This is a genomic window from Streptomyces fulvoviolaceus, from assembly GCF_000718165.1.
Lineage (GTDB): Bacteria > Actinomycetota > Actinomycetes > Streptomycetales > Streptomycetaceae > Streptomyces > Streptomyces fulvoviolaceus.
Genome location: NZ_JOEY01000002.1, coordinates 137,288 through 162,813 on the forward strand (window position 1 = coordinate 137,288; position 25,526 = coordinate 162,813).

Annotated in this window: 27 protein-coding genes and 1 pseudogene; 18 read left to right on the top strand and 10 right to left on the bottom strand. The window is 70.2% G+C overall.

The features are described from left to right. Positions 1-95: 95 nt before the first annotated feature. Positions 96-3,035: an FAD-binding and (Fe-S)-binding domain-containing protein gene (locus IG08_RS0102460; RefSeq protein WP_030595610.1), complete on the bottom strand. Its 2,940-nt coding sequence runs from the start codon at positions 3,033-3,035 to the stop codon at positions 96-98. A gap of 424 nt (positions 3,036-3,459) precedes the next feature. Between IG08_RS0102460 and IG08_RS0102465 the strand changes: the two genes are divergently transcribed. The 7 genes from IG08_RS0102465 to serC all read left to right on the top strand — a co-directional run bounded on the left by IG08_RS0102465 (position 3,460) and on the right by serC (position 10,090). Then, positions 3,460-5,064, top strand: a complete 1,605-nt coding sequence (locus IG08_RS0102465) for a sensor histidine kinase (protein ID WP_030595613.1) — start codon at positions 3,460-3,462, stop codon at positions 5,062-5,064. Further along, a complete protein-coding gene (locus IG08_RS0102470; protein WP_030595616.1) occupies positions 5,061-5,468 on the top strand; it encodes a roadblock/LC7 domain-containing protein in 408 nt (135 codons plus the stop codon). Before IG08_RS0102465 ends, IG08_RS0102470 begins: the two co-directional genes overlap by 4 nt. Next, positions 5,465-5,821: a DUF742 domain-containing protein gene (locus IG08_RS0102475; protein ID WP_030595619.1), complete on the top strand. Its 357-nt coding sequence runs from the start codon at positions 5,465-5,467 to the stop codon at positions 5,819-5,821. The genes IG08_RS0102470 and IG08_RS0102475 overlap by 4 nt, the downstream gene beginning before the upstream one ends. Beyond that, complete coding sequence (locus tag IG08_RS0102480) at positions 5,802-6,428, top strand: GTP-binding protein (protein WP_030595622.1); 627 nt, start codon at positions 5,802-5,804, stop codon at positions 6,426-6,428. The genes IG08_RS0102475 and IG08_RS0102480 overlap by 20 nt, the downstream gene beginning before the upstream one ends. Continuing rightward, complete coding sequence (locus IG08_RS0102485) at positions 6,425-7,645, top strand: cytochrome P450 (RefSeq protein ID WP_030595624.1); 1,221 nt, start codon at positions 6,425-6,427, stop codon at positions 7,643-7,645. The genes IG08_RS0102480 and IG08_RS0102485 overlap by 4 nt, the downstream gene beginning before the upstream one ends. Then, positions 7,642-8,862, top strand: coding sequence for a cytochrome P450 family protein (locus IG08_RS0102490; RefSeq protein ID WP_030595626.1), 1,221 nt, complete (start codon positions 7,642-7,644; stop codon positions 8,860-8,862). The genes IG08_RS0102485 and IG08_RS0102490 overlap by 4 nt, the downstream gene beginning before the upstream one ends. Before the next feature lie 109 nt (positions 8,863-8,971). Further along, entirely contained in the window at positions 8,972-10,090 is a 1,119-nt protein-coding gene (gene serC / locus IG08_RS0102495) for a phosphoserine transaminase (RefSeq protein WP_030595628.1), read from the top strand. Positions 10,091-10,164: 74 nt separating this feature from the next. Here the strand turns inward: serC and IG08_RS0102500 are convergent, their stop codons facing one another. After that, on the bottom strand, positions 10,165-11,760 hold the full coding sequence (locus IG08_RS0102500; protein WP_030595631.1) for an alpha/beta hydrolase: 1,596 nt from the start codon (positions 11,758-11,760) through the stop codon (positions 10,165-10,167). Between the two features lie 158 nt (positions 11,761-11,918). Further along, the gene (locus tag IG08_RS0102505; protein WP_030595633.1) at positions 11,919-12,857 is read right to left on the bottom strand and encodes an NADP-dependent oxidoreductase; all 939 of its coding nucleotides are present in this window, start codon (positions 12,855-12,857) and stop codon (positions 11,919-11,921) included. A 94-nt stretch (positions 12,858-12,951) separates the two neighbouring features. Here IG08_RS0102505 and IG08_RS0102510 point away from each other — a divergent pair, with 94 nt between their 5' ends. Further along, on the top strand, positions 12,952-13,380 hold the full coding sequence (locus IG08_RS0102510) for a winged helix-turn-helix transcriptional regulator (RefSeq protein ID WP_030595637.1): 429 nt from the start codon (positions 12,952-12,954) through the stop codon (positions 13,378-13,380). Between the two features lie 200 nt (positions 13,381-13,580). Beyond that, on the top strand, positions 13,581-14,084 hold the full coding sequence (locus IG08_RS0102515; RefSeq protein ID WP_030595640.1) for a hypothetical protein: 504 nt from the start codon (positions 13,581-13,583) through the stop codon (positions 14,082-14,084). A 283-nt stretch (positions 14,085-14,367) separates the two neighbouring features. Here IG08_RS0102515 and IG08_RS59915 read toward each other — a convergent pair whose 3' ends face one another. Then, entirely contained in the window at positions 14,368-14,526 is a 159-nt protein-coding gene (locus tag IG08_RS59915; RefSeq protein ID WP_158812175.1) for a hypothetical protein, read from the bottom strand. 122 nt (positions 14,527-14,648) lie between these two features. Here IG08_RS59915 and IG08_RS0102520 point away from each other — a divergent pair, with 122 nt between their 5' ends. Both IG08_RS0102520 and IG08_RS0102525 read left to right on the top strand, forming a co-directional pair. Continuing rightward, a complete protein-coding gene (locus IG08_RS0102520) occupies positions 14,649-15,347 on the top strand; it encodes a hypothetical protein (protein ID WP_030595642.1) in 699 nt (232 codons plus the stop codon). A gap of 155 nt (positions 15,348-15,502) precedes the next feature. Next, a complete protein-coding gene (locus IG08_RS0102525; RefSeq protein ID WP_030595647.1) occupies positions 15,503-16,138 on the top strand; it encodes a hypothetical protein in 636 nt (211 codons plus the stop codon). A gap of 55 nt (positions 16,139-16,193) precedes the next feature. Here the strand turns inward: IG08_RS0102525 and IG08_RS0102530 are convergent, their stop codons facing one another. The 3 genes from IG08_RS0102530 to IG08_RS0102540 all read right to left on the bottom strand — a co-directional run bounded on the left by IG08_RS0102530 (position 16,194) and on the right by IG08_RS0102540 (position 19,670). After that, positions 16,194-17,729 carry a cellulase family glycosylhydrolase gene (locus tag IG08_RS0102530; RefSeq protein ID WP_030595648.1) on the bottom strand — a complete coding sequence of 512 codons (1,536 nt, stop codon included), beginning with the start codon at positions 17,727-17,729 and terminating at the stop codon, positions 16,194-16,196. 109 nt (positions 17,730-17,838) lie between these two features. Next, entirely contained in the window at positions 17,839-18,681 is an 843-nt protein-coding gene (locus IG08_RS0102535; RefSeq protein ID WP_030595651.1) for an ABC transporter permease, read from the bottom strand. After that, entirely contained in the window at positions 18,678-19,670 is a 993-nt protein-coding gene (locus tag IG08_RS0102540; RefSeq protein WP_030595654.1) for a daunorubicin resistance protein DrrA family ABC transporter ATP-binding protein, read from the bottom strand. The genes IG08_RS0102535 and IG08_RS0102540 overlap by 4 nt, the downstream gene beginning before the upstream one ends. Before the next feature lie 106 nt (positions 19,671-19,776). Between IG08_RS0102540 and IG08_RS0102545 the strand changes: the two genes are divergently transcribed. After that, entirely contained in the window at positions 19,777-20,589 is an 813-nt protein-coding gene (locus IG08_RS0102545; RefSeq protein WP_078655411.1) for a TetR/AcrR family transcriptional regulator, read from the top strand. A 7-nt stretch (positions 20,590-20,596) separates the two neighbouring features. Here IG08_RS0102545 and IG08_RS0102550 read toward each other — a convergent pair whose 3' ends face one another. Next, a complete protein-coding gene (locus IG08_RS0102550; protein WP_030595659.1) occupies positions 20,597-21,580 on the bottom strand; it encodes a hypothetical protein in 984 nt (327 codons plus the stop codon). 89 nt (positions 21,581-21,669) lie between these two features. Between IG08_RS0102550 and IG08_RS0102555 the strand changes: the two genes are divergently transcribed. The 4 genes and pseudogenes from IG08_RS0102555 (at position 21,670) to IG08_RS0102565 (ending at position 23,609) form a co-directional block, all read left to right on the top strand. Then, entirely contained in the window at positions 21,670-22,347 is a 678-nt protein-coding gene (locus tag IG08_RS0102555) for a GDSL-type esterase/lipase family protein (RefSeq protein ID WP_030595661.1), read from the top strand. A gap of 140 nt (positions 22,348-22,487) precedes the next feature. Further along, positions 22,488-22,718: a hypothetical protein gene (locus IG08_RS62760; RefSeq protein WP_052424456.1), complete on the top strand. Its 231-nt coding sequence runs from the start codon at positions 22,488-22,490 to the stop codon at positions 22,716-22,718. A 7-nt stretch (positions 22,719-22,725) separates the two neighbouring features. Beyond that, positions 22,726-22,803 (top strand): annotated as a pseudogene (locus IG08_RS62765) (Uma2 family endonuclease); the annotation flags it as partial. A 104-nt stretch (positions 22,804-22,907) separates the two neighbouring features. Further along, on the top strand, positions 22,908-23,609 hold the full coding sequence (locus IG08_RS0102565) for a class I SAM-dependent methyltransferase (RefSeq protein ID WP_052424457.1): 702 nt from the start codon (positions 22,908-22,910) through the stop codon (positions 23,607-23,609). On the opposite strand, the gene IG08_RS0102570 is transcribed toward IG08_RS0102565, so the two are convergent. After that, positions 23,581-24,219: a DNA alkylation repair protein gene (locus IG08_RS0102570; protein WP_420823275.1), complete on the bottom strand. Its 639-nt coding sequence runs from the start codon at positions 24,217-24,219 to the stop codon at positions 23,581-23,583. The two genes, IG08_RS0102565 and IG08_RS0102570, sit on opposite strands and share 29 nt — an antisense overlap. Before the next feature lie 232 nt (positions 24,220-24,451). Here IG08_RS0102570 and IG08_RS53875 point away from each other — a divergent pair, with 232 nt between their 5' ends. Next, entirely contained in the window at positions 24,452-24,667 is a 216-nt protein-coding gene (locus tag IG08_RS53875; protein WP_043453002.1) for a type II toxin-antitoxin system VapB family antitoxin, read from the top strand. Continuing rightward, complete coding sequence (locus tag IG08_RS0102580; protein WP_030595668.1) at positions 24,664-25,080, top strand: PIN domain nuclease; 417 nt, start codon at positions 24,664-24,666, stop codon at positions 25,078-25,080. Before IG08_RS53875 ends, IG08_RS0102580 begins: the two co-directional genes overlap by 4 nt. A 24-nt stretch (positions 25,081-25,104) precedes the next feature. Here IG08_RS0102580 and IG08_RS0102585 read toward each other — a convergent pair whose 3' ends face one another. Then, positions 25,105-25,524, bottom strand: a complete 420-nt coding sequence (locus IG08_RS0102585; RefSeq protein ID WP_030595671.1) for a hypothetical protein — start codon at positions 25,522-25,524, stop codon at positions 25,105-25,107. Between the last annotated feature and the right edge of the window lie 2 nt (positions 25,525-25,526).

Here is a 25,526-nt window from a genome sequence, read left to right on the forward strand (position 1 = left end):
ACGGAGTCCGTCCTTTCGCTTATGCGTTCTCTGTGAACTCCTTGATCACATGCCTAAAACATGACTGATCAGTAGGCAACGTCGGTCAGATCCCTTCACGGTTCGCCCACCTCATCGCCACGCAGACCCTCCGCCAGCACCTCCGCCAGATGCCGCCCCCGCACCCCGGCCAGCTGTTCCAGCTGCGTCCGGCAGGAGAAGCCGTCCGCCAGGACCACCGACCCATCGGCGGCTTTCCGCACCGCCGGCAGCAGTTGTTCCTCCGCGCAGGTCTGCGAGACCCCGAAGTGGCCTTTTTCGAAGCCGAAGTTGCCGGCGAGGCCGCAGCAACCGCCGGTCAGGTCGCCGGTGAGGCCCGCGGCCTCGCGGAGACGGCGGTCGGGGGCGTCGCCGAGGACCGCGTGCTGGTGGCAGTGGGTCTGGCCGACCGCCGGGCGGTCCACGCGGGGCGGGGTCCAGTCGGGGGCCAGGCTCTCCAGGGCCTCCGCGAAGGTGAGGACGCTCGCCGCGAGGCGGGCGGCGCGGGGGTCGTCGGGGAGGAGTTCGGGCAGGTCGGAGCGGAGGGCGGCCGCGCAGCTCGGTTCCAGGACGACGACCGGTGTCCGTTCCTCGGCGGTCAGTTCGGGCAGCAGATGCGGCTCCAGCAGGTCGAGTGTGCGGCGGAGCACCGCGCGGGCGCGGTCCAACTGGCCCGTGGAGATGTACGTCAGCCCGCAGCACACGCGGGCCCGGCGCGGCGACCACGCGTGCACGCCGATGCCCGCCAGGTCACCCTCCGCCGTCCGACTCACCTCCGGGACCACCGTCGGCGGCAGCAGCACTCCCACCCCGGCCGCCTCCAGGACGCGTACGGCGGCCCGGCCCACGGACGGCGACAGGTGCTCGGTGAAGGTGTCCGGCCACAGCAGGACGGCGTTGCGCGGGCCCTCGGGCCGGACACCCGCCTTCCACTCGACCGCCATCCGCCGCACCTGCGCCCGGAACCTGCGCCGCCACCACCGGCTGAACGTCTCCGTCGCCACCCGCGGGATCTCCCGCTCGGCCGCGATCCCGCCGAGCCGTTTCGCGACCCACGCCAACGGTCGTACGGCGGCCAGGGCGTTGACCAGCGGTGCCGTGCGGGTGAGCGCCACCGCACGCAGCCACACCGGCAGCCACCCCATCGTGTAGTGGGCGGCCGGGCGGCGCCGCCCGGCGTAGTGGTGGTGCAGGAACTCCGCCTTGTAGGTGGCCATGTCGACCTCGACCGGGCAGTCGGAGCGGCACCCCTTGCAGGACAGGCACAGGTCGAGCGCGTCCCGGACCTCCGTCGACCGCCAGCCGTCGGTGACGACCTCGCCCGCGAGCATCTCGTGCAGCAGCCGGGCACGCCCGCGCGTGGAGTGCTCCTCCTCGCCGGTCGCCCGGAAGGACGGGCACATGACGGCAGACTCCGACACGGACGTCGTACGGCACTTCGCGACGCCGACGCAGCGGCGGACGGCCGCCGAGAAGTCGCCGCCGTCGGACGGGTAGCCGAAGACCACGTCCACCGGTTTCCGGGGCAGGACGGAGAAGCGGAGGTTGGAGTCCAGGGGCGCCGGGCGCACCAGCATCCCCGGGTTGAGCAGGTCGTCCGGGTCCCAGACGCCCTTGGCCCGCTCGAACAGGCCCACCATCTCCTCGCCGTACATCTTCGGCAGCAGTTCGGCCCGCGCCTGCCCGTCGCCGTGCTCCCCGGACAGCGAGCCGCCGTGGGCCACGACGAGTTCGGCGAGCTCCTCCGAGAAGCGCCGGAAGCGGGCGACCCCCGGCTCCGTCATCAGGTCGAAGTCGATGCGGACGTGGATGCAACCGTCGCCGAAGTGTCCGTACGGCGTGCCGCGCAGCCCGTGTTCGCCGAGCAGCCCCCTGAAGTCCCGCAGATACGCGCCCAGTCGGGCCGGCGGCACCGCGCAGTCCTCCCAGCCGGGCCAGGCCTCCGAGCCGTCCGGCATCCGGGTCGCCGTACCGCTCGCGTCCTCCCGGATCCGCCACAGGGCCCGCTGCCGGGCCGGGTCGGTCACGACCAGCGCGTCGACGACGTCGGCGGCCCGCACGATCGCCTCCGCACGCGCGCGTGCCTCCGCCTCCGTGTCCCCGCCGGTCTCCACGAACAGCCAGGCGCCGCCCCGGGGCAGCTCGACCGCCGAGGTCACCAGGTCGGCCGCCATGCCCTCCACCGTCAGGGGGCTGAACGGCAACAACCCGGCCGCGGCCTCGGCGGCCGGGCCCTCGGACGCGTACCCCAGCACGGCGAGCGCACGCGCGCGTGGCGCCTCGACGAGCCCTACGACAGCCTCCGTCAGCACACCCAGCGTGCCCTCCGAACCGCAGAAGGACCGGGCGACGTCGGCACCCTTCTCGGGCAGCAGCGCGTCCAGGGCGTATCCGGAGATACGGCGGGGCAGCTCGGGGAAGCCGGTGCGGAGCCGGGCCAAGTCCCCCTCCACCAGCGCCCGCAGCCCCTCCGGCGCCCCGGCCCACTCCTGTCCGAGCCGCAGCCGCTCCCCGCGCGCGGTCATGACGTCCAGCTCCCGCACGCTGTCCGCGGTCGTCCCCCACGCCACCGAGTGCGAGCCGCACGAGTTGTTGCCGATCATCCCACCGAGCGTGCAGCGGCTGTGGGTGGAGGGGTCGGGCCCGAAGCGCAGCCCGTGCGGGGCGGCCGCGTCCTGGAGGCGGTCGAGGACGAGGCCGGGCTGGACCACGGCCGTACGGGTCTCGGGGTCGATGGACAGCAGGCGGTTCATGTGACGCGTGAAGTCCAGCACCACGCCCGTGCCGGTGGCCTGCCCGGCGATCGAGGTACCCCCGCCGCGTGGCACGACGGGCACCCCGCGCTCCCGGCACACGGCAAGGACCGCCGCCACGTCGTCGGCGTCTCGCGGCGCCACGACGCCCAGCGGGACCCGCCGGTAGTTGGACGCGTCCATGGTGACCAGCGCCCGGGAGGTGACGTCGAAGCCGACCTCACCCCGGACGACCGCACGCAGTGCCGACTCGAGATCCGTCATGCGTCCAGGATGCATCCGACCACTGACAGTCACGGTCTCCCTGTCCAGGGCCTCTCCACATCACCCTCTGCACGCCATCCGCCGAGTTCCCTCCCGGAACCTGTGAACGCGTACGGAACCTTCCCAATCCGATCACTAACTCCCCTATAGTGACCGCCAGTTGAGAGCCTGTGTCACATCCCCAGTCGGATCAGCGCACGTCGTCTGGTGCGTGCGATCGCAAGGCGCCGGAGCGCCCTCGTGGCGGAGCCACGTGGGCGTTTCGGCAACGCGGCGAGCGTGCGTGCCAGGCGGCGGGCGCCCGGCTGGGGATGTGACACAGGCTCTGAGCACCAGGTGTCGCTTCTCGCCCAGGAAAACGGCCAAGGACGACAGCGGACCTTCGATCAAGGACGACCGAGGACCCCTACCGAGGACCCGATTCATGACCGCCCCCAGCCTTCCCGGCGAACGACTTCCCGGCGAACGACCCACCTTCCGCACCCTCGCTCCCGCCCCGCTGCTCACCGCCGTCCTGGCCGCCTGCGCGGTCGGCGGCGCGGTCGCCCTGGCACCCGGCCCGGTACGCGTCCCGCTCGCGTGCGGCGCCGCGGTCGGCGCCCTGCTGCTCACCGCGGCCGTCGCCGTGGCCGCGCACGCCGTCCAGACCGCCCGGATCACCCGCCGTCGGCTGGAGGCCGTCACCCTCGACGCCGGCCGGTTGTCGCAGGACCAGGCCCGGCAGAGCGCGGAGTTCGACCAGGAGCGCGTGCGCCTGACCGAGGAACTGACCCACGAGCAGGCCCGGCTGACCGCGGAACTCACCAGGGAACGCGCCGGGCTCACCGCCTCCTTCACCGAGGAGCGCACCCGCCTCACGGAGGAGAACGCCGAGGAACGCGCCCGCCTCACCGCCGAGAACGCCCGCCTGACCGAGCGGGCCCGCCGGGCCGACCAGGACCGCGCCGCCGCCGTCTCGGCGACCGCCAACGCGGCGGGCCGTATGCAGGCCCTGGCCACCGGCATGCTCGCCGACCTGCGCGCCATGGAGGAACGGCACGCCGACGAGGACGTCCTCGCCGACCTCCTCCACCTCGACCACCGCACCGCGCAGGCGGGCCGGCTCGCCGACTCCGTCGCCGTCCTCACGGGCGCCCGCTCCGGCCGCCGCTGGGCCCGCCCCATCGCCATGGAGTCGATCCTGCGCGGCGCGATGGGCCGTATCAGCGGCTACCAACGCGTGCGCGTGCACTCCGCCAGCGAGGCCGCCGTCGCCGGACACGCCGCCGAGGGCGTGATGCACGCGCTCGCCGAACTCCTCGACAACGCGGCCACCTTCTCGCCGCCGACCGCCGAGGTGCACGTGTACGTCGAGGAGGTGCCCGCCGGCATCATCGTGTCCGTCGAGGACAGCGGCCTGGTCATGGGCGAGGTCCAGCTGCGCCGCGCCGAACGCGCCGTGTCCGGCGACACCGACGAGCTCGGCGGCCTCACCGGCACCCGGCTCGGCCTCGCGGTCGTCGGCCGGCTGGCCCGCAAGTACGGCCTCAAGGTGTCCTACCGGCCGTCCGCGCGCGGCGGCACCGGCGTCCTGGTGCTCGTCCCGCAGGACATCCTCGTGCCGCACCCGTACGCCGAGCGCCCCCAGGACGCGCTCACACTCCCGGAGCCCCCGGCACCGGCCGCCGAGCAGCCGCAGGTGTCGTACGACACCCACCAGGCCGCCACCGACGAGGACCCGGATCCGGTCCCCTCGCACGAGGCCGCTGACCGCAGCGCCGACACCCTCCCCGACGGCCTGCCCAAGCGCCGCCGGGGCCGCGCCCTCGCCGAGGCCGAGCGCGAACGCACGCGCGCGCGTGCCGCCGACTCGGCCGCCCCCGAGCCGCGCCCCGCCCCCGCGGAGGACGACGCCCTGGTCCGCGCCACCCGCTTCAACAGCTTCCGCCAGGCCGTACGCGGCTCGGCCCCGGACGACCGGGCGACTCCCGAACCCACCGTCCCCGCCCCGCACGCCCACTCGCACCAGGAAGGCGACCCCACGTCATGACCGGCACGACCACCGCCGACGAAAAGCTCACCTGGCTCATCGAGGGCCTCCTGGAACGCACCCCGGGCGCGCGGCACGCGCTCGTGCTGTCCCGGGACGGCCTGAAGCTGTGCCGGACGCCGGAGCTCACCGTCGACCAGGCCGACCAGCTCGCCGCTATCGCCGCCGGAATCCAGTCGCTGTCGCACGGCGCCTCGGTGGAGTTCGGGGACGGCAGCGGGGGCGTGCGCTCCGCGATGGCCGAGTTCTACGGAGGGGTGCTGTTCATCGTCGAAGCGGGCGAGGGCGCGCACCTGGCCGTGGTGACCGCCGAGGACACGGACGCCGGGCTGGTCGGGCACAACATGAGCGAGCTCGTGGAGCAGCTCGGCGAGCACCTGCGCGCGGAACCCCGTACGTCATGAGCCGCCCCGGCAGGGACGACTCGCCCGACCGCCTCTACACCCTCACCGGAGGCCGCGCCCACGCCGCACCGGACAGCCCCTTCGACCTGGTGACCCTCGTGGTCGCCGAGTGCGATCCGGGGCCCGGGCTGCAGTCGGAGCACGCGACGATCCTCCGGCTGACACAACTGCCCACGGCGGTCGTGGAGTTGGCCGCCGAGCTGAAGCTGCCGGTGGGCATCACCAAGATCCTGCTCTCCGACCTCCTCGCGGCGGGCCGCGTCAGCGCCCGGCACCCCCGGAGAACAGCCGCTTCTGGCGTTCCCGATCCCGACGTCCTGGAACAGGTGCTCGTTGGACTCCGCAACCTCTGAGACGCGTACGCCCCTCGGCGCATCGGCCGACAACGGTCTCAAGATCGTCATCGTCGGCGGCTTCGGCGTCGGCAAGACCACCCTGGTCCGCTCGGTGAGCGAGATCCGTCCCCTCAACACCGAGGAGACGATGACCCGGGCCGGCGAGGCCGTCGACGACATCAGCGAGGTGCGCGACAAGAAGGCGACCACGGTGGCCTTCGACTTCGGCCGCATCACGCTCGACGCCCGCAACGTGCTGTACCTGTTCGGCGCGCCGGGTCAGGAACGCTTCTGGTTCCTGTGGGACCGCCTCTTCTCCGGGACGCTGGGCGCGGTCGTCCTCGTCGACACCCGCCGGATCGACGACTCCTGGTACGCCATCGACCGCCTCGAACACCACGGCACCCCGTTCATCGTGGCCTGCAACGACTTCGGCGGCCCGACCTACGCCCCGCGGCAGATCCGCGAGGCGCTCGACCTCGACCCGCACGTCCCGCTGCTCGACTGCGACGCCCGCTCCCGCGCGTCCGGCAAGCAGGTCCTGATCACGCTGGTCGAACACGTCAAGAAGCAGTACGCCGGCTCCGCCCAAGTCTCGCCCGTCCCAGAGGAGTTGACCCTGTGACCGCCCCCGTCCCGCTCAGCGGACCCAGGTTCCAGACCGAACCGGCGCAGCTGTACCGGGAGATGCGGCGCGATCACGGTGCCGTGACCCCGGTCGTGCTCGACGGCGACATACCGGCCTGGCTGGTGCTCGGCTACCGCGAACTGCACCAGGTCACCGGCGATCCGGTGCTGTTCAGCCGGGACTCCGACCTGTGGAGCCAGTGGGACCGCATCCCCGACGACTGGCCGCTGCTGCCGATGATCGGCCGCAAGCAGCCGTCGATCCTCTACACGGTCGGCGAACGCCACCGCGAGCGCGCCGCGATGATCAGCAACGCGCTGGAGGCCGTCGACCCCTCCGAACTACGCGGGTACGCCGAGAAGTTCGCCGACGAGCTGATCGACGCGATCTGCGCCAAGGGCGAGACCGACATCTTCGCCGACTACGCCATGCTGCTGCCCGTGCGCGTCCTGGCCCGTCTGTACGGCTTCTCCGACGAGCAGGGCCCGGGCCTGGTGACCGCGCTCAACGACATGATCGACGGACGGGAGCGGGCGATCGCGGGCCAGACGCATCTGGCCACGTCCATGTTCCGGCTGCTGGCCGACCGGAAGGCGGAGCCCGCCGACGACGTCGTGTCGCGGATGCTCGCGGACGAGAGCGGCTTCAGCGACGAGGAGATCGCCCAGGACCTGATGGTGATGATGGCGGCGGGCCACCAGCCCACCGCCGACTGGATCGGCAACTCGCTGCGCCTGATGCTCACCGACGACCGGTTCGCGGCCTCCCTGTTCGGCGGCCGCAACAGCGTCGCCGACGCCATGAACGAGGTTCTGTGGGAGGACACCCCCACGCAGAACGTGGCCGGTCGCTGGGCCTCCCGCGACACCCAGCTCGGCGGCCGCCGCATCCGGGCCGGCGACCTGCTGCTGCTCGGCCTGCAGGGCGCCAACTCCGACCCCCAGGTCCGCACCGACGGCTCCGCGCTCACCGGCGGCAACAGCGCGCACTTCTCCTTCGGCCACGGCGAGCACCGCTGCCCGTTCCCCGCGCAGGAGGTCGCCGAGGTCATCGCGCGGACGGGGATCGAGGTCGTACTGGACCGCCTCCCGGACATCGACCTGGCCGTCCCGGCCGAGTCCCTGACGCGTCGGCCCTCGCCCTGGCTGCGAGGACTGACCGAACTGCCCGTGCGGTTCTCCCCGACCCCTGCCCTTGGAGGCGCCTCGCTATGACCACCGGCATAGAAGAGACCCGTATCGCGCTCGACCCCTTCGTCACCGACCTGGACGGCGAGAGCGCCAGACTCCGCGCCGCCGGCCCGCTGGCCGCCGTGGAACTCCCCGGTGGCGTTCCCGTATGGGCGGTCACGCACCACGCCGAGGCGAAACAGTTGCTGACGGACCCCCGGCTGGTGAAGGACATCGACGTCTGGGGTGCCTGGCGGCGCGGCGAGATCCCCCCGGACTGGCCGCTGATCGGGCTCGCCAACCCCGGCCGCTCGATGCTCACCGTGGACGGCGCCGACCACCGCCGGATGCGCACGCTGGTCGCCCAGGCGCTGACTCCGCGCCGGGTGGAGCAGATGCGGGACCGGATCACCAAACTGACGGAAGGCCTCCTGGACAACCTCGAGGGCGACGTCGTAGACCTCAAGGCGGCCTTCGCCTACCCCCTCCCCATGTACGTCATCGCGGACCTCATGGGCATCGACGAGGCGAAGCTCCCCCGCCTCAAGGAGCTCTTCGAGAAGTTCTTCTCGACGCAGACCCCGCCCGCGGAGGTCATCGCCACCCTCACGGAACTCGCGGGGATCATGGCGGAGACGGTCGCCGCCAAGCGCGCGGAACCCGGCGACGACCTCACCTCCGCCCTGATCGTGGCCTCCGAGGACGGCGACCACCTCACCGACGAGGAGATCGTCTCCACGTTGCAGCTGATGGTCGCGGCGGGCCACGAGACCACGATCTCGCTCATCGTCAACGCGGTGGTCAACCTCTCCGCCCACCCCGACCAGCGCGCCCTGGTCCTGGCCGGCGAGGCGGACTGGTCGGCGGTGGTCGAGGAGACCCTCCGCCACTCCACCCCCACCTCGCACGTCCTGATCCGCTTCGCGACGGAGGACGTCCAGGTCGGCGACAAGGTGCTCCCCGCGGGCGACGCGCTGATCGTGTCGTACGCCGCGCTCGGCCGCGACGAGCAGGCGCACGGCCCGACGGCGGGCGACTTCGACATCACCCGCACGTCCGAGAACCGGCACATCTCCTTCGGCCACGGCCCGCACGTCTGCCCCGGCGCGGCCCTGTCCCGACTGGAGGCGGGCGTGGCGCTCCCGGCCCTGTACGAGCGCTTCCCGGACCTCGACCTGGCGGTCCCGGCGGGCGAACTGCGCAACAAGCCGGTGGTGACGCAGAACGACCTGTTCGAGCTGCCGGTGCGGCTGACCTCGTAGATCTCGACGAGTCGACGGCCGGGCCGGAACCTCGGCCCGGCCCGCCCCGCCCGTCTCATCCGACGGACTACGTTTCGCCCAGGTTTCCCGGAACGACTACGCTCCCTCCGTGGCTGATATCGAGATCCCCGCTGACATCAAGCCCGCCGACGGTCGTTTCGGCGCTGGCCCCTCCAAGGTGCGGACGGAGGCGCTGGACGCGCTGGCCGCCACCGGTACGTCCCTCCTGGGCACCTCCCACCGCCAGGCCCCGGTCAAGAACCTGGTCGGCAAGGTGCGCGAGGGCATCAGTGAGCTGTTCTCCCTCCCCGAGGGCTACGAGGTCGTCCTCGGCAACGGCGGCTCGACCGCGTTCTGGGACGTCGCGACGCACGGCCTGATCGAGAACAAGTCGCAGCACCTCACCTTCGGCGAGTTCTCCTCGAAGTTCGCGAAGGCCGCCAAGCTGGCCCCGTGGCTCGCCGAGCCCACCGTCATCTCGTCCGACCCCGGCACGCACCCGGAGCCGCAGGCCGAGGCGGGCGTCGACGTGTACGCCTACACCCACAACGAGACGTCCACCGGTGTCGCCGCCCCGATCAAGCGGGTGCAGGGTGCCGACGAGGGCGCGCTGGTCCTCGTGGACGCGACGAGTGGCGCCGGCGGTCTCCCGGTCGACATCGCCGAGACCGACGTCTACTACTTCGCCCCGCAGAAGTCCTTCGCCTCCGACGGCGGCCTGTGGATCGGCGTGTTCTCCCCGGCCGCGCTCGAGCGCGCCGAGCGGATCCACGCGTCCGGCCGCCACGTCCCGGAGTTCTTCTCGCTGCCCACGGCGATCGACAACTCCCGCAAGAACCAGACGTACAACACCCCGGCGCTGGCCACCCTGTTCCTCCTCAACGAGCAGCTGGAGTGGATCAACGGCCAGGGCGGTCTCGCCTGGTCCGCGGGCCGTACCAAGGACTCCTCGACGCGCCTGTACACCTGGGCGGAGGAGAGCAAGTACGCCACTCCGTTCGTCGCGGACGCCACCAAGCGCTCCCAGGTCATCGGCACGATCGACTTCGCCGACGAGATCGACGCCGCCGCGATCGCCAAGGTGCTGCGCGCCAACGGCATCGTCGACACCGAGCCCTACCGCAAGCTCGGCCGCAACCAGCTCCGCGTCGCCATGTTCCCGGCGATCGACCCGGCGGACGTCGAGGCGCTGACGAAGTGCATCGACTACGTGATCGAGAAGCTCTGATCACTTCTTCGACACGACGGTGAAGGGCGCCCGGTGAGCCACCGGGCGCCCTTCTCATGTCCCGCCCGGGTGCGTCAGCCGCGGAAGCCGAGCAGCCCGTGCAGGGTGTCGCCGGCCGGCGCGGTGGCCGACTCAGCCGTTGCCGCCATGGCGGACTTCGCCGTGGCGGTCGGCACCGGATCGGCGGTCTTCTTGCAGACGGCGTCGGCCACGCCGCTGCCGCGCGGCACCGTGCCGTCGGTCAGGTACTTCGCCAGGTACTTGTCCAGGCAGGTGTTCCCGCTCAGCGTGATGCCGTGGTTCCCGCCGCCCTGCTCGACCACGAGGCTGGAGCGCTTGAGCAGGCGGTGGACGGTGACGCCGCCCTGATAGGGGGTGGCCGCGTCGTTCGTCGCCTGGAAGAGCAGCGCCGGAGGCAGCTTGGTGTTGGCGACGTTCACCGGCTTCAGCGACTTCGTCGGCCAGAACGCGCACGGCGCGTTGTACCAGGCGTTGCTCCAGGCCATGAACGGGGCCTTCTCGTGCACGGCCCAGTTGTCCTTCTGCCACTGGCTCCAATCGCGCGGCCAGGAGGCGTCACGGCACTGTACGGACGCGTAGATGCTGTAGCCGTTGTCCCCGGAGGAGTCGACGGCGGCGAAGTTCTCGTACGCCTCGACCAGCGGGTCGGCGTTCTTGTCGTTGACGTACGCCGCGAACGCCTCGGCCAGATAGGGCCAGTAGCCGTTGTAGTAGCCGCCCGGGATGAAGGTGTCCTCCAGCTCGGCGGCGCCCACCTTGCCGCCCGCCGGCTTCTTGGCGAGCTCGGCCTGCATCGCGTACCACTTGGCCTCGATCGCGGCCGGGTCGGTGCCGAGCTTGTACGTCGAGTCGTACTTGGCGATCCACGCCATGAGCGCCTTGTGACGGTCGTCGAAGGCGTAGTCCTGGCCGAGGTTGTCGTCGTACCAGACGCCGGTCGGGTCGACGATCGAGTCCAGGACCAGACGGCGCACATGGGTCGGGAAGAGCTTGGCGTAGACCGCGCCCAGGTAGGTGCCGTACGAGTAGCCGAAGTAGTTGATCTTCTTGGCGCCGAGGGCCTTGCGGATCGAGTCCATGTCCTTCACGGCGCTGACCGTGTTGATGTACGGCAGGACGTCCGCGTACTTGCTGCCGCAGGCCGCGGCGAAGGACTTGGCGCGCTTGAGGTTGGCCTTCTCGATCGCCGGGGTGCTGGGAACGCTGGCGGGGCGCACCGGGTTGAACTGGCCCGGCTTGCAGTCGAGGGCGGGCTTGCTCTGGCCCACTCCGCGCGGGTCGAAGCCGATGACGTCGTACTGCGCCGCGACCGCCTTGGGCAGCGAGGAGGCGACGAATCCGGCGAGCGTCAGACCACTGCCGCCGGGGCCACCGGGGTTGACCAGCAGCGGGCCCTGGAACTTCGTCGCGGTGTGCGGGACCCGGGACAGCGCGAGGGTGATCTTCCGCCCCTGCGGCTTGGCGTAGTCGAGCGGCACCTTCACCGACGCGCACTGGAGCGTCGGGTAGTCGTCCGTGCCGCACTTCTTCCAGGTGACCTTCGCCGCCTGGGCAGTGCTCGCGGACGTGCTCGCGTCGGCCGGGAGAGCCGTGACCGTCCCGGCCAGGACGACGGTCACGCCGCACAGTACGGCTGCGCTCTTTCTCATGAAGTTCCTTCAGAGGGTGGGGGGTTGGAGAGGATCGAATGTGCGCGATCCTGGCCGAATCCTTACCGAAGAAGCACGAACATGAGAACCGATTCGGGTGAAGCTTTGAAACTCCTTTGATCCGGGGGCACTTGGTGAACACCGGCACCCCGCTCCGGTCACGGCACCAGAACGAGCTTCCCGGTCGTCCGCTTCTCCTCGATCGCGCGGTGGGCCGCGGCGGCCTCGGCCAGCGGGTAGGTGCGTTCGACGGTGACCCGGAGCCGGCCCGCCTCGATGCGGTCGGTGATCGGCTCCAGGGCCTGTCCGGAGGGCTCGGCCGTGACCCAGACGTAGCGCAGACCGCGGGCGGCGGCCTCGCCCTCGTCGGTGCCCGGGTCGATCGACGCGCCGACGAGCAGGCCGCCCGGCCGGAGCACGTCGAGGGAGCACGGCCCGTAGGCACCGCCGACCAGGTCCAGGACGGCGTCCACCGGGGCCACGGCGGTACGGAAGTCGGTGGTCGTGTAGTCGATCAGTTCGTCGGCGCCGAGATCACGCAGATGGTCGTGCTTGGCCGGGCGCGCGGTGCCGATGACGTGGGCGCCGAGTTCCTTGGCGAGCTGGACCGCGACATGGCCGACGCCGCCCGCCGCCGCGTGGATCAGCACCCGGTCGCCGGGCCGGACCCGGGCCAGTACGGCCACCGCCTGCCAGGCGGTGATCCCGACCAGGGGCACGGCCCCGGCGTGCGCCAGGTCGAGGTTCTTGGGCTTCGGCGCCAACGCGGCGGCCGGTGCGGCGGTGTACTCGGCGTACGCGCCGCGCGGGGAGACCGGCAGCATGCCGTACACCTCGTCGCCCGGCGCGAACCGCGTCACGCCTTCGCCGACCCGCTCGACGACGCCGGCCACGTCGTTGCCCGGCGTCCAGGGCAGGGCGACCAGGTCCGGCACCCGACCGGCCCGGAGAACCGCGTCACCCGGGTTGATCCCGGCACCGCCGACCCGCAACAGCACCTCCCCGGAGCCGGGTTCGGGCACATCGGCCTCGGTGTAGGTGAGTACCTCCGGGCCGCCGAACGCGGACTGGACGATGGCGTGCATACGGGCGGACATCGGGGCTCCTCGTCGGACGGTCTCGGTGCGTCCCATCGTCGGCCCGCTCAATGTCCGTGCGGAAGACGGCACTTGTCTGATATCGAGGTTCCTCATGGATACCGGCTTCGACCTGAGGAAACACGGCGGCGTGGATGTCTTCCTGCGCGACTGCCCCACCCGCGCCGTGCTGGAGCTGATCGCGAGCAAGTGGACCATGCTGGTGCTGGTGGCGCTGGAGGACGGCCGCCCCATGCGGTTCGGCGAACTGCGCCGGCGGCTGGACGGCGTGACGCCGAAGGTGCTGACCCAGACCCTGCGCGCCCTGGCGCGCGAGGGCCTGCTGACCCGCAGCGTGTACCCGACCGTGCCGCCGCGCGTGGAGTACCGCCTGACCGGGCTGGGCCGGGAGGTGGGCGCCCTGTTGCAGCACATCACCGACTGGTCCCAGGCGAACATCACCGCCATCCAGGCCGCGCGCGAGGACTTCGACGAACGCGCCGCCCGCCTGGAGCAGGACCTGATCGACCCCGTACGCCCGTGAGCGCGCCCGGTGATCGCCGGGCGCCCCTTCTCGTTCCCCGCAAGGAAAAGGAAACCCCTCTCCGGGTAAAGGTTGAGGAAATCCCCCTTGAGCAAAGTTTACTTTTGCGCACACGCATCCTCTGGTAGCGTCCTTTACGCATTGACCAAGCAGCTTTGACCAAGCAATTTCATAACGTACGGGGGAATGACTTCGTGAACATGCGAAGCAAGGGTATTTCCGCTGCCATCGCCTTCGCCATGACCGGCGCATTGTGCGGAATTGGCGCGAACACGGCGTATGCAGCTTCAGCGGAAAGCGAGAGGGCTGCCACAGCCGAACCGGCGGCAACGGAATTGCCGCTCAGTGCCGGAGCCGATGAAATCTGCGCAGTCATAGGGATCGGCAGTGGCTCGGCAGGCCTCGTCAAGGCACTGGCCAAGGGTGCGTCATGGGTGGGAATCGGCGCCAGCGTCGGGTGCTACCTGTACGCGAAGGCCAAGGAAGCCACGCCTGCGGAGAAGCGAGCGGCCATGATCAAGTCGTACAAGAGCTACCAGGCGAAGAGTGATCTCAAGAAGCTCGAGGCGCTCGGTTACGATTGCCACAAAAAGGACGGCGGCGGTGGCGGCGGAACTGATTTCACCCCCGCCAACGCGAAGGTAGGGTACCGGGATATCAAAATGAAGGGCGTGACGTACAAGTGCTCCGCCATCGGGGACTGACCGGCCGCCGCGACCTGAGTTATGGAGAGCGGCTCCTGCTCTCCGTGGCGCTGGTCGTAGTGAGCCTGCTCTGGATCACACAGGACATGGCCCTTTGGGCGACGGCGTTGTGTGGCGCCGGTGCATGTGCAGGAGCTCTCGGAGTGCTCTACTTCGGATCGCGCTACATTCGCTCACGCGGGGATTCACAATAAGCTGAGCTTTCTGGCAGCAAATTAGACGACGATGAGGGCGCCCGGCGAACGCCGGGCGCCCTTTTCTCATGTCGTCAAGCACGCGCGCTTCAGCCGAGGGCAAGCCTGCCCGGGTCGGCGATGCCGTGCTGCCGCGCTGGGCGAGAGGGGCGAGGGCGCGGCCGGTAGCGCAGCCGGTCCGACAGGCCCAGGCCGCTGTCGAGGACGTTGCCGACGGGCCGACGATGCCGCAGATGCGACTCAGGCAATTGATTGCCCCCACAAAACGGGTGTCCGATCAACTCCTCGGCAGCGAATCTCGGTGTCAGACGCCGGGTGCACGCTGCCGGCGACTTGGCCGAATGACGCCGAAGGCACAAAGGAGACAAGGGTGACGATCAACGGTGGCGCGCGTCGCGGTGGGGGTTCCGTGGCCGCACGGAAGAAGAGCCTGACACGGAGCAAGTGGGTGGGGCTGCTGACGCTGGGACTGGCCCCGCTGGTGGTGATGGCCTCCCCCGGCGTCGCCTCGGCGGCCAACAATGTGTGCTTGCAGAACTCGGACGGTTCCCAGACCGACATCGCCGGCAACTCGTCGACTCCCGACAAGACGCGGTCAGTGACCACGCAGTCGGCGTCCAACACCTGGCAGGACTGGACCTGGCGGGGCCCCACGTTCAGGTGCCCCACGAACGTTCCCAGCTGCTCCTACGCCTGGCAGCAGTCGAAGACGACGAGCTGGAAGGTCTCGCTCGGCCTCAGCATCAAGGTCCCGATCCCCTACGTCGGCAAGCTGTTCGACGAGCTCACCCCCTCGTACGACCGCGGCGGCTCCACCACCACCTCGTACACCTTCACGACCAACCTGAAGCCGGGGCAGTACGCCCAGCCGATCCAGGTCGTGGAGCGTCGCTGGACGAAGGGCACCTACGTCGGCATCTACCACTCCACCGGGCAGTCCTGCCTGCCGAGCCCGAGCAACCCGAACGGCAAGGCCTGGCGGTACAACTGGTCCCCCAACGAGCGTTTCGGCAGCTGGACGACCAACCTGCGCGTCAACGACTACGGGACGTACAACGTCTACTCGTGACCCGGCCCGGTCGTGACCGCGTTCGGTCGTGACCGGTCCTCCGAGGCGCCCCGCCGCTGAGCCCCCCCTCCGGTCGGCGGGGCGCCTCTTTCGGCTCGAACACTTCCCGACTCGAACGCTTCCCGAATTGATCCCGACCAACAGGACCTGATCCCATGATGGTGCGCCGTCTCCTCCGTGCCGCCGCCGGTTCGGCCACGGTGCTCGCATTCGGTCTGCTGACCGCCTGCAGCGCCACCACCCACTCCACGCCCTCGGCTGCCGACGGAACCACCGCCCCTACCGCCGGCGCGAGCCCTGCCGGTTCGATGAAGACGCTGCCACCGTCCCGCCTGTGCACCACCGCCCTGACCACGGGCGCCGCCCAGCAGCTCATCGCCGACCCTCGGCTCCAGACCCGGCTCAGCCCGAACAAGGGTGACGCCCCGGACGGCTGCAGTTACGCCGCCGCCGACGGACAGTCGACGCTGGCCCTCACCCCGGCCTCCCGCGCCTACAAGGCCGAACTGTCCGCCGCCCACGCCCTCAGCGCGGACCCTGCCTCGGCCGGGATGCGCGACGTGCGGGTCGACCCGGTGAGCGACCTGGGCCGCCAGGCCTTCCGGGAGACCAGCTACCAGATACAGGCGCGACAGCACATCACCTTCGTCGTGTGGAACTCGGGAACCCGGACCTGGGTCCTGACCTTCGCCACCACGGCGGACACCTCGGCAACACCGGCCACCGTGTCGGACGACAAGGTGGTCCAGGTGGCCCGCTCCATCACGGCGAAACTGCCTGCTGGCCAGTGAGCCGCCCGTATACGGCGGACGGGGCGCCCGGCGACCGCCGGACGCCCCACTCGGCTCATGCCGCCGTACAACTCACACTCGGCACCCCACCACCCCCGGGCGCTCCCCCGAACCCGAAGCTCGCCGAACCGCCCACCGGGACCGCCCCGTTGTGCGAGGCGTTCGCCGCCGTCACGGTCGATCCGCTCTGGGTGTACGACGCGTTCCACATGCTGGTGACCTGCTGGGAGCCGGGCCAGGTCCAGGTCACCTTCCAGGAGTTGATCGCGGTCGTACCCGAGTTGCTCACCTTCACCTCGGCGTTGAAGCCGCTGCCCCAGTCGCTGCTGACGGTGTAGGCGGCGGTGCAGGCGGCCGTGCCCCCTCCGGGATCACCGGGGTCCGTGGGGTCGCTCCCGCCCGCCGGAAACCCCGGCGCCTTGATACTCGCCAGGTACCCGTCCTTCACCGTGTCCACGGTCTGCCAGTCGTCCTTCAGGATCCCGCCCGTGTCACCGGAGTTGGGGTTCCAGGACCAGAAGGTCCAGTGGAAGGAGTCGGAGCCGTACGTCGACGTCGGCCGGAGGTAACTCACCAGCGCGGCCAGCCACTTCTGGTCCACCGTCGACGCGAGCGTCGTACCGAACTCGCCCACCCACACGGGAGCGATGTTCTGCTTGAAGATGTAGCCCCAGTACTTGTCCCAGATCCCCGGCATGTTGTCGGGGAAGGACGGGTCGCTGAACCAGCTCTGCTGGGCCACGCTGGTCGCGTAGTCGTGGGCGGAGTACACCACCCGGTTGGCCACGTCGAGCTGCACCGGGTACTGCGCGACGCCCATCAGGTTGCCGCCCCACCACCCGGAGACGCCGTTGAAGGTCTGCACGCCCTCGACGAAGATCAGCAGGTCGGGGTTGACGGAGAGCACCGCGTTCCCGGCGCGCTGGGCGGCCAGCCGCCAGTCCGTCGCCGTGTCGCCGCAGCCCCAGCAGGCGGGATCGTGGGGCTCGTTGTGCAGGTCGATGCCTACGACGGTGTCCTGGCCGGCGTAACGCGTCGCCAGCGCCTTCAGGTTGGCGATCCACGTCGATTCCGGGACCGCCGACGTGTACCAGAGCGCCGACTGGCCCCCGGCGTCCGGGCGGTGCCGGTCGAGGATGACCTTGAGGCCGTCCTGACCGGCGTACGCGACGAGCTTGTCCAGTATCCCCAGTGAGCCGAGCCCTTGCAGGTCGGCGTTCTTGCCGCTGCTGAAGTCGATGCTGTTGGGGACGGTGGAGCTCTTGAAGATGTCGTCGCTGTAGGGGATGCGGATCGTGTTGTAGCCCAGCGACTTCATCTGGTCGATCATGGACTTGTAGTCGCGGGACCAGAGGCCGTGGGGGACGTAGTTGGCGGTCTCGAAGCCGAACCAGTTGATCCCGGCGATCCGGACCGGCTGCCCTGCCTCGTCCAGGATCTGGCGGCCGCTGGTGTGCCAGTAACCGGCGCCGGCCTCGGCGGCCCGCACCGTGCCGGACTCGGCCGCGTGGGCCGTCTGCGCACCGGCCCCCAGCGGTAACAGGAGCGCGGCTGCCACCGCACACAGCGCTCTTCGCAAGCTGCGGAACATGTCGCTGCTTCCTCTCGGGAGGCGCGGGCCCGGAACGAGTGGGAGCGCTCCCACAGCCCTGCGCCTCCTATGGAAGCCACCACCCATGAACACGTCAAGGCATCCGACGTCACCGGCTCAGCTTCTGGAACCTCCGCACCGCGAGCGGCAGGAACATCAGCGTCAACGCCGCCGGCCACACCCCGGCGAGCAGCAGCGCGTGCTGTTCGGGCCACGAGGTGCCCGTCCCCGTCGGAGCGCCGAACAGGGCGCGGGTGGCCGAGGCCGTGGAGGACAGCGGGTTCCACAGGGCGACCTGGCCGAGCCAGTGCGGCATCTGCTGCGGGGAGACGTAGATGCTGGAGATCATCGTCAGCGGGAAGACGATGGCGAACAGCCCGCCCGCCTGCTCGGGGCTCGGCAGCATCAGCCCGAGCCAGACGCCGACCCAGATCAGCGCGAACCGCAGCGCCAGGAGCAGGGCGACGGCCTTCACGAAGGGGATCCCGCCGTCCGGGCGCCAGCCCATGCCGTACGCGGTGCCCATCATGATCCCCAGTTCGGCGCAGGAGACGATCATGTCGGTCGCGCCACGCCCGGCCACCACGGCGGACGGCGCCATCGGCATGGAGCGGAACCGGTCGATGACACCCTTCTTGGAGTCGTGCACGAAGATCGTCGCCGTGGAGATGAACCCCATCGTGACGGTCATCACGAACATCCCCGGCATCAGGAACGTCTTGTAGTCGCCGCCGCCGGGCACCTGCATGGCCTTGCCGAAGACGTAGCCGTACAGCAGCACCGACAGGATCGGGAAGGCCAACTGCCAGAGGATGCTGACGGGTTGGCGCCGGTAGTGGGTCAGTCCGCGCCGGACGACGTTCCAGCAGTCGGCGACCGTCCAGAACAGCCGGCCGTGCCGCGGACGCCTCCGGTAGGTGCGCCCGGTCCCGTCCGCCGCCTGTGCGCTCATGCCGCCGCTCCCTTGGTGTCCTGGGCCTGGTCCGGGGTCGGCTCTTCTTCCGTACGGCGGCCCGTCAGCCGTAGGAACACGTCGTCCAGGCTCGGCCTACGCAGCCCTATGTCCTCGACGGGGATGCCGAACTCGTGGAGGAACCGGGCCACTTCGGTCAGGGACCCCACCCGGTCGGCCACCGGCGCGTGGACGCGCAGTTCGGCCATGTCGGCCTCCGGTTGGCCGTGCGCGACCCGGGCGACCGCCTGCAACGCGTAGGGGACGTGGTCGCGTTCGCGCAGCACGACCTCGATACGGTCGCCGCCCACCCGGTTCTTCAGCCCGTCGGGAGTGTCGTCGACGATGGCCCGCCCCTGGTCGATGACGGTGATCCGGGAGGCCAGCTTGTCGGCCTCCTCCAGATACTGCGTGGTGAGCAGCACGGTGGTGCCGTCGGCCACCAACTGCCGTACCGCCTGCCAGACTTCGCCCCGGCCGCGCGGGTCGAGCCCGGTGGTCGGCTCGTCCAGGAAGAGCACGGCCGGGGCGAGGATCATCGACGCGGCCAGGTCGAGGCGGCGCCGCATGCCGCCGCTGTAGCCGCCGGCGCCCTTGTCGGCGGCCGCCTCCAGGTCGAACTGGCGCAGGAGTTGGGCGGCACGCAGCCGCGCCCGCTTCCGACCCAGATGGAACAGCCGGCCGAACATCTCCAGGTTCTGCCGGCCGGTGAGGATCTCGTCCACCGCCGCGTACTGCCCGGTGAGCCCGATCCGGGTGCGCACCTCGCGCGGCTGCCGGGCCACATCGAGTCCGGCCACCGTGGCGCGGCCCGCGTCGAGGCGCAGGAGCGTGGAGAGGATGCGTACGGCGGTGGTCTTGCCGGCGCCGTTCGGCCCGAGCAGCCCGTGCACGGCGCCGGGGCGGACGGCCAGGTCGAACCCGTCCAGGGCGCGCTTCTCGCCGTACCGCTTCTCCAGGCCCTCGGCCAGCACCACATGACCGTCCATCTCGCCCTCCCGTGGTCGCCCCTTCTCACCCTGAAACTGGGTACACCGTACCCGATTGTGCGTACGATGTACCCAGTTCAGTGTCGGACGATCTAAGCTGGACCGCATGACGAGCGGCACGGTCGGCAGGAACGGCAAGGACAGCAAGGACGACCACGGCAGAAGCAGTCCGCAGACCAGCGGCAGCGGTGATATCGCCCGCACCCTCGACCTGTTGTGGAGCACCGGCCCTCGCCCCAGCCGCGGCCCCAAACCGGCCCTGACCGTCGAACGGATCGTGGACACGGCCGTCCGGATCGCGGACGAGGAGGGCGTGGACGCGGTCTCGATGCGCCGTATCGCCACCGAGCTCGGCACCGGCACGATGTCGCTGTACCGGTACGTGCCCGGCAAGGCCGAGCTGCTCGACCTGATGCTGGACCGGGTCCGGCACCCCGCGGACCAGGAGCCCAGCCCTGGTGGCAGCGAGGGCTGGCGCACCGCCCTGGAGACCATGGCCCGCGACACCCTCGCCCTCTACCGCCGCCACCCCTGGCTGGTCCGCGTCAACCAGTCCCGCCCGATCCTCGGCCCGAGCGCCCTCGCCGCCCTGGAGAAGGTGCTCGGCCGGATCAAGCCCATGGGACTGACCGACCCGGAGCTGGTCTCGGCGGTCATCATGCTCGACGGATACGTCGTCGGGGCCGCCCGCACCCAGGTCCACCAGGAAGAGGCCGAACGCACCTCGGGCCTCAGCAACGCCGAGTTCTACGCCGCCCAGGTCCCGACCCTGGCCAAGGCCATGGCCACCGGCCACTACCCGGTCCTCGCGTCCCTCGCCCCGGAGACCTTCGACGCCGACTTCGACCACTTCGACTTCGGCCTCCAACGCATCCTGGACGGGCTGGAGGTGCTGGTCGCGCGGCGGCGGGGGGAGTGAGGTCTGTTCAGTTACGGCGGGACAGTCGCCGGAATCCGAAGATGACCGCGGCGACGGCCGCCACCGCCAGCGCGCCGACCTTGAGGTTGCCGCCGGAGCCGCCGCCGTCCTCGCCGGCCTCCGCGGAACTTCCGCTGCCGGACGGGGACTTGGACCCGGTGTCCCCGGGCGCGTCCTCCGGCTTCACGGGACTGTCGGACCCCTCGGCGCCGAACATGAGCGTCGTACCGTCGTCGGTGTAGGTGACGGACTCGCCCTGCCCCAGGAACGGAACGCTCACCCGCTGCAGCCGCTTGAGTTTCCCGCCGTTCCAGTCGTACGCGATCGCCCCGAAGTAGCTGCGCACGACGAGCTGTTGACCGTCGGGGGACAGCGCGGCGTCGGTGGCCTCCAGGTCGGCGACGGGGGCGATGGGCTTGAAGACGTTGGTCCCGGAGGCGGAGAGCTCGGCCGGGCCCTCGTACAGGTGCCCGCCCTTCTCGTTCTTGTCGACGATGTAGACGCGGCCGGTCTTGGGGTGCACGACCAGGGACTCGGCGTTCCGCGCTCCGTCCGAGTACTTCACGACGTACTGCGTGGCGCGGATCGTCTGGTCGGTGAGGTTCTTGGGCTCGGGGAGCTGGTAGATCCACACATAGGGCCAGGTGCCACCGAGGTTGTCGCCGATGTCACCGACGTAGATCTGGTTGTCGGGCCCGATGGAGATCGCCTCGACGTCTCGCGGCGTGCCGACGCCGGTGAGGGTGACGGTGGCCACAGTTTTGCCGGTGGAGCTGTCGACGGCGTAGAGGTACGCGCCGTCGTCGCTGTCGTTGTGCGTCCAGTAGATGCCGGGGTGCAGGTGCGAGGCGGCGAGGCCGCTGGACTCGGTGATGCGGGGGTCGGTGATGGTGAACGCCTTGTCCCCGTCCCCGTCTTCGGCCGCCGCGGGGGCCACGCCCGTGAGGGCGACGAGGGTGATGGCCGCGACCACACCGAGATACGCACGCATGTCCCCAAGCTTGCCATCCCGGTGAAGGGATCTGAGGCCGTGGCCCGCTTCACACCCCGCCGGGGTCGGCGATCAGCCATGATGAGCGGATGCTTAGGTTCATGCCGGTCGGCGATTCCCAGACGATCGGAAGCGCGGGGGAACACACGTGGCGTTACCGGATGTGGCGGCACCTGCGTGACACATACGGCGGCCCGTTCGCCATCGTCGGCCCGCGCGAGACGCTGTACGACAAGGCGACCGACTCCCCCACCTCGTACGAGTACGCCGACCCGGACTTCCCCAGCGCCCACCTGGCCGGCTGGGGCGAGGGCTGGCAGCACATGGTCCCGCTGATCGGCGAGGCGGTGCGCGCTCACCGGGCCGACGTTCTGCTGGTGTCGCTCGGCCTGATCGATCTGGGCTTCTACACGAACGCCGAGCAGACGGCGGAGAACGCCCGGGCCTTCATCGCCGAGGCGCGGGCGGTCAGGCCGCGGGTGCGGGTCGTGGTCCTCCCGGTGATCCCGAACGTCCGGGCGGAGTCTGACGCCCCGTTCGCGGCGCAGGTCACCCTCTTCAACGAACTCCTGGCGAAGGCGGTCGCCGACCTGGACGAGCCCCGCTCCCCGCTGCTGCTGGCGTCGCCGCCGCCGTCGTACGACATCAACCACGACACGTACGACGGCACCCACCCCAACGCAAGCGGCGAGCACAAGATCGCGGCGGCTTTCGCGGACGCGATGTACCAGGCGTGGGATCTGGGCGAGCCCTACGAGGCGGACTGACTGGACGTCCCTCCGCGTGCCCCGGCCACCGTGCGTGTCGTTGTTCGCCTCGATGAACGTCTTTAAAGGCCGAGGTCGTAGAAGGGTCCATCCTCATCTGGCCGCTGCAGAAGACGCACTGGCGGATCACGAGGAGCATCGTGGCGCAGCTGGGCAGCAGGTACCCCGTCCAGCGGTCGGACGTGCGCATCGACTACCCGGGCCACCTCAACGGTCTCGCCTCCGACGTGACACTTCTGGCCGAGGGCGCCGAGAAAATGCCCGGTGGGCTCTGGCACTACCAGGACGTCAGATTCGTCGCCGAGGTCATCTCGAAAGGCATGGCCCCACAACGACTACGGCCCCAAGAAGACCGCCTACGCCCTGGCTGAAGTCCCCGTGTATCTCATCGCAGACCCCTACCAGGCAAAGTGCCACGTCTACACCCAGCCCAAGGATGGTGACTACGCCACGGTGACGAGCGTCTCCTTCGGCACCGACATCGACCTGACCAGCACCGTCGGGGACCTCACCCTCAAGACCGACGAGTTCCCCGCGGCTGAGCCGAGGGAGCGTCCGCCATGTCCGAGCCCGGCAGCCAGGTTGCCTACTGGGATGCCGCCGCGGCCACGAAGACGTTCACGCACCCGCTCCATCCGCCCTGGCTCGACGGGATCAGCGGGCATGCCACGATTCTCGACTACGGATGCGGCTACGGCCGTGTCATGGCGGAGCTCCAACAGCACGGCTTCGACAACCTCACGGGCGTCGACATCTCGCCGGGAATGATCGAACGAGCCCGCCGCCTGCACCCCACCCTGCGCTTCGCCACCCTGGACACGCCACCACTCTCGCCCTGCCCGGACGCCGCCTTCGACGCGGTCCTGCTCTTCGGCGTGCTGACGTGCGTACCCGGCGACGAGGCGCAGCACCGTTTGATCACCGAGCTGAACCGCGTCCTCAAGCCCGGCGGGATCCTCTACCTCAGCGACCTGCTGCTCCAGGACGACGAACGCAACCGCAGCCGCTACGACCGCCACGCCAACGACCATGGCAGTCACGGCAGTTACGGCGTCTTCGAAACCGGCGACGGCGCGATCTGCTGCCATCACCCGCGCGAGTGGCTCGCCACCCTGCTCACCGGATTCGAGACCGTCGCCACCCGGACCATCACGGTGCCCACCATGAACGGGCACGAGTCGACGGGGATCCAGATCCTCGCCCGCAAGCCCGCTGTCACCGCTGTCACCGCTGTCACCGCTGTCGGCGCACCATCTCGGTGATCCAGATGGGCGCGAACGGGGACGTGCAGCCCGGGGGCGTCGGGTATTCCTTGAGTACCTCCAGGCGCTCACCGATGTCGAGGGCGCGGGTGCGGTGCTCGGCGTGCTCGATCCCGATCTGGGCCAGGCAGTGGTTCATCGCCCACTGCAGGCGATCCGGGGCATCCTTCATCTCCGCCTCGATGACGTCGAGCAGTCCGGCGAGGTCGAGACCCTCGGGCTTCTTCGCCACGCGTTCGGTGGTCAGCGCCCAGCCGGCACTCGCGACCACGGGATCAGGATCGGCGGACCAGAGCAGGCGCAGTTCCTCGGCGTGCGGGTTCTTCTTCACCACGTAGTTCACGAGCCAGTCGTGCACCTTGGGTGTGCGCGCCTCGCGCAGCATGACGTCCAACTCGTCACGCTCGAACGCCTTCGGGCGGCAGATCAGGAGCGCCAGCAATCGCGCCGCGGTGTCATCCGTCTCCCAGAGCCGGCACGCGAGTTCCTGCTGCGTCTTCAGCCGCTTCGCGAGCGCGCGCAGCTTGCCGAGGTTCACACCGTGATCGTCACCGTGCCTCTCGTTCACCGCGCGGGCCTTCGGGTCCTCGAGCCCGGCCAGCTCGGCCATCACCTCGGCGACCGTCGTCCCGGTCGGCGTCGTCTCGGCCACCTCGGCCTCCTGTCCGTCACACGCGAAATTCAGCCTATGACGGAAGCCGGCCTATGGGTCGCCCGCCGTGGACGGGCAGCCTTCTCGCAAAGCGGCGCCCGCACCACCTGCCCCCCTTCGCGGAGATATCAAGTCTGAGTAGATTTGATATCTTGGGCATGGAGCACCTGCCCGCCCCAGGGAGGCCCGCATGGCACGAACAGTCATCGACATCGACGACGAGAAGCTGGCCGAAGCCGCCGAGATCTTCGGAACCACCACGAAAGTCGCCACGGTCAACGCGGCCCTTGAGGACGCCATCAAACGCCGCAAGCGGGCATCCTTCCTGAGCTGGCTGGCGGAAGGCGGACTGCCGGACCTGACCGGGCCCGTCGAAAAGCCGACCGACGCACAGGGCGCGGCGTGACCGATCGCTACCTGATCGACAAGTCGGCGTTGGCGCGTTATCCGAAACCCACGGTCCGCGCCGTCATCGACCCCCTGCAGAACGCTGGGCTTCTCGCCGTGTGCGGTGCGATCGAACTCGAAGTTCTGCACAGCGCGCGATCGAAGGCAGACGCCGAACGGATCCGCGACGAGATGCGCGGCTTCGACTGGTTGCCGACCACCGACGAGGCCTGGGACCGCGCGCTGGAGGTCCAGACGCTCCTCATCAACAGGGGTAACTGGAAGGCGCTCTCGGTCTCCGACTTGATCATCGCAGCAACAGCCGAGCGCCACGGCGCCGTCGTGCTGCACTACGACGGCGACTACGACATGATCGCCTCGGTCACGAGCCAGCCGACGGCCTGGGTCGCCCCACCGGGCACGGCCGACTGACCAGGCACCGGCCGGGCCACCCCATCAACACGCGCCCCCGGCAACCCGCCCCACCACCTCCCCCAACAGCTCCCCGTCCACGAACGGCACCTTCTCCGACGGCACCGACCTCCACCCCAGCGGCCAGGTCACCCCCGTCAGCGCGGGCACGCCCACATACGCCAAGCTCCGGTCACCCCGAGTCAGGGCCCGCACCCCGGCGGGCCACCGGAATCCCGACGCGGTTTGCGGGGGCAACAGGAAGTACATGTTCCGCTCCCCCGTGGCCTCCTGGACGATCGGCCCCGCGTCGAAGTCCGTGGCCGACATCAACTCCGAGGCGACGCGCTCAGCCCGATCACCTCTGATGCGTACGGCGTCGAAGTGGATGCCGGCGTGCCGCAGGGCGTGTCCGGTGGCGGGGATCCAGGTCGGGATCCAGGGGGCGGCGATTCTCTCGTTCATGC

Coding starts and splice junctions, on each gene's coding strand:
- IG08_RS0102460 (WP_030595610.1), bottom strand. CDS start 3,035: ATGACGGATCTCGAGTCGGCACTGCGTGCGGTCGTCCGGGGTGAGGTC.
- IG08_RS0102465 (WP_030595613.1), top strand. CDS start 3,460: ATGACCGCCCCCAGCCTTCCCGGCGAACGACTTCCCGGCGAACGACCC.
- IG08_RS0102470 (WP_030595616.1), top strand. CDS start 5,061: ATGACCGGCACGACCACCGCCGACGAAAAGCTCACCTGGCTCATCGAG.
- IG08_RS0102475 (WP_030595619.1), top strand. CDS start 5,465: ATGAGCCGCCCCGGCAGGGACGACTCGCCCGACCGCCTCTACACCCTC.
- IG08_RS0102490 (WP_030595626.1), top strand. CDS start 7,642: ATGACCACCGGCATAGAAGAGACCCGTATCGCGCTCGACCCCTTCGTC.
- IG08_RS0102500 (WP_030595631.1), bottom strand. CDS start 11,760: ATGAGAAAGAGCGCAGCCGTACTGTGCGGCGTGACCGTCGTCCTGGCC.
- IG08_RS0102505 (WP_030595633.1), bottom strand. CDS start 12,857: ATGTCCGCCCGTATGCACGCCATCGTCCAGTCCGCGTTCGGCGGCCCG.
- IG08_RS0102510 (WP_030595637.1), top strand. CDS start 12,952: ATGGATACCGGCTTCGACCTGAGGAAACACGGCGGCGTGGATGTCTTC.
- IG08_RS0102515 (WP_030595640.1), top strand. CDS start 13,581: ATGCGAAGCAAGGGTATTTCCGCTGCCATCGCCTTCGCCATGACCGGC.
- IG08_RS0102525 (WP_030595647.1), top strand. CDS start 15,503: ATGATGGTGCGCCGTCTCCTCCGTGCCGCCGCCGGTTCGGCCACGGTG.
- IG08_RS0102530 (WP_030595648.1), bottom strand. CDS start 17,729: ATGTTCCGCAGCTTGCGAAGAGCGCTGTGTGCGGTGGCAGCCGCGCTC.
- IG08_RS0102535 (WP_030595651.1), bottom strand. CDS start 18,681: ATGAGCGCACAGGCGGCGGACGGGACCGGGCGCACCTACCGGAGGCGT.
- IG08_RS0102540 (WP_030595654.1), bottom strand. CDS start 19,670: ATGGACGGTCATGTGGTGCTGGCCGAGGGCCTGGAGAAGCGGTACGGC.
- IG08_RS0102545 (WP_078655411.1), top strand. CDS start 19,777: ATGACGAGCGGCACGGTCGGCAGGAACGGCAAGGACAGCAAGGACGAC.
- IG08_RS0102550 (WP_030595659.1), bottom strand. CDS start 21,580: ATGCGTGCGTATCTCGGTGTGGTCGCGGCCATCACCCTCGTCGCCCTC.
- IG08_RS0102555 (WP_030595661.1), top strand. CDS start 21,670: ATGCTTAGGTTCATGCCGGTCGGCGATTCCCAGACGATCGGAAGCGCG.
- IG08_RS0102565 (WP_052424457.1), top strand. CDS start 22,908: ATGTCCGAGCCCGGCAGCCAGGTTGCCTACTGGGATGCCGCCGCGGCC.
- IG08_RS0102570 (WP_420823275.1), bottom strand. CDS start 24,219: ATGGCCGAGCTGGCCGGGCTCGAGGACCCGAAGGCCCGCGCGGTGAAC.
- IG08_RS53875 (WP_043453002.1), top strand. CDS start 24,452: ATGGCACGAACAGTCATCGACATCGACGACGAGAAGCTGGCCGAAGCC.
- IG08_RS0102585 (WP_030595671.1), bottom strand. CDS start 25,524: ATGAACGAGAGAATCGCCGCCCCCTGGATCCCGACCTGGATCCCCGCC.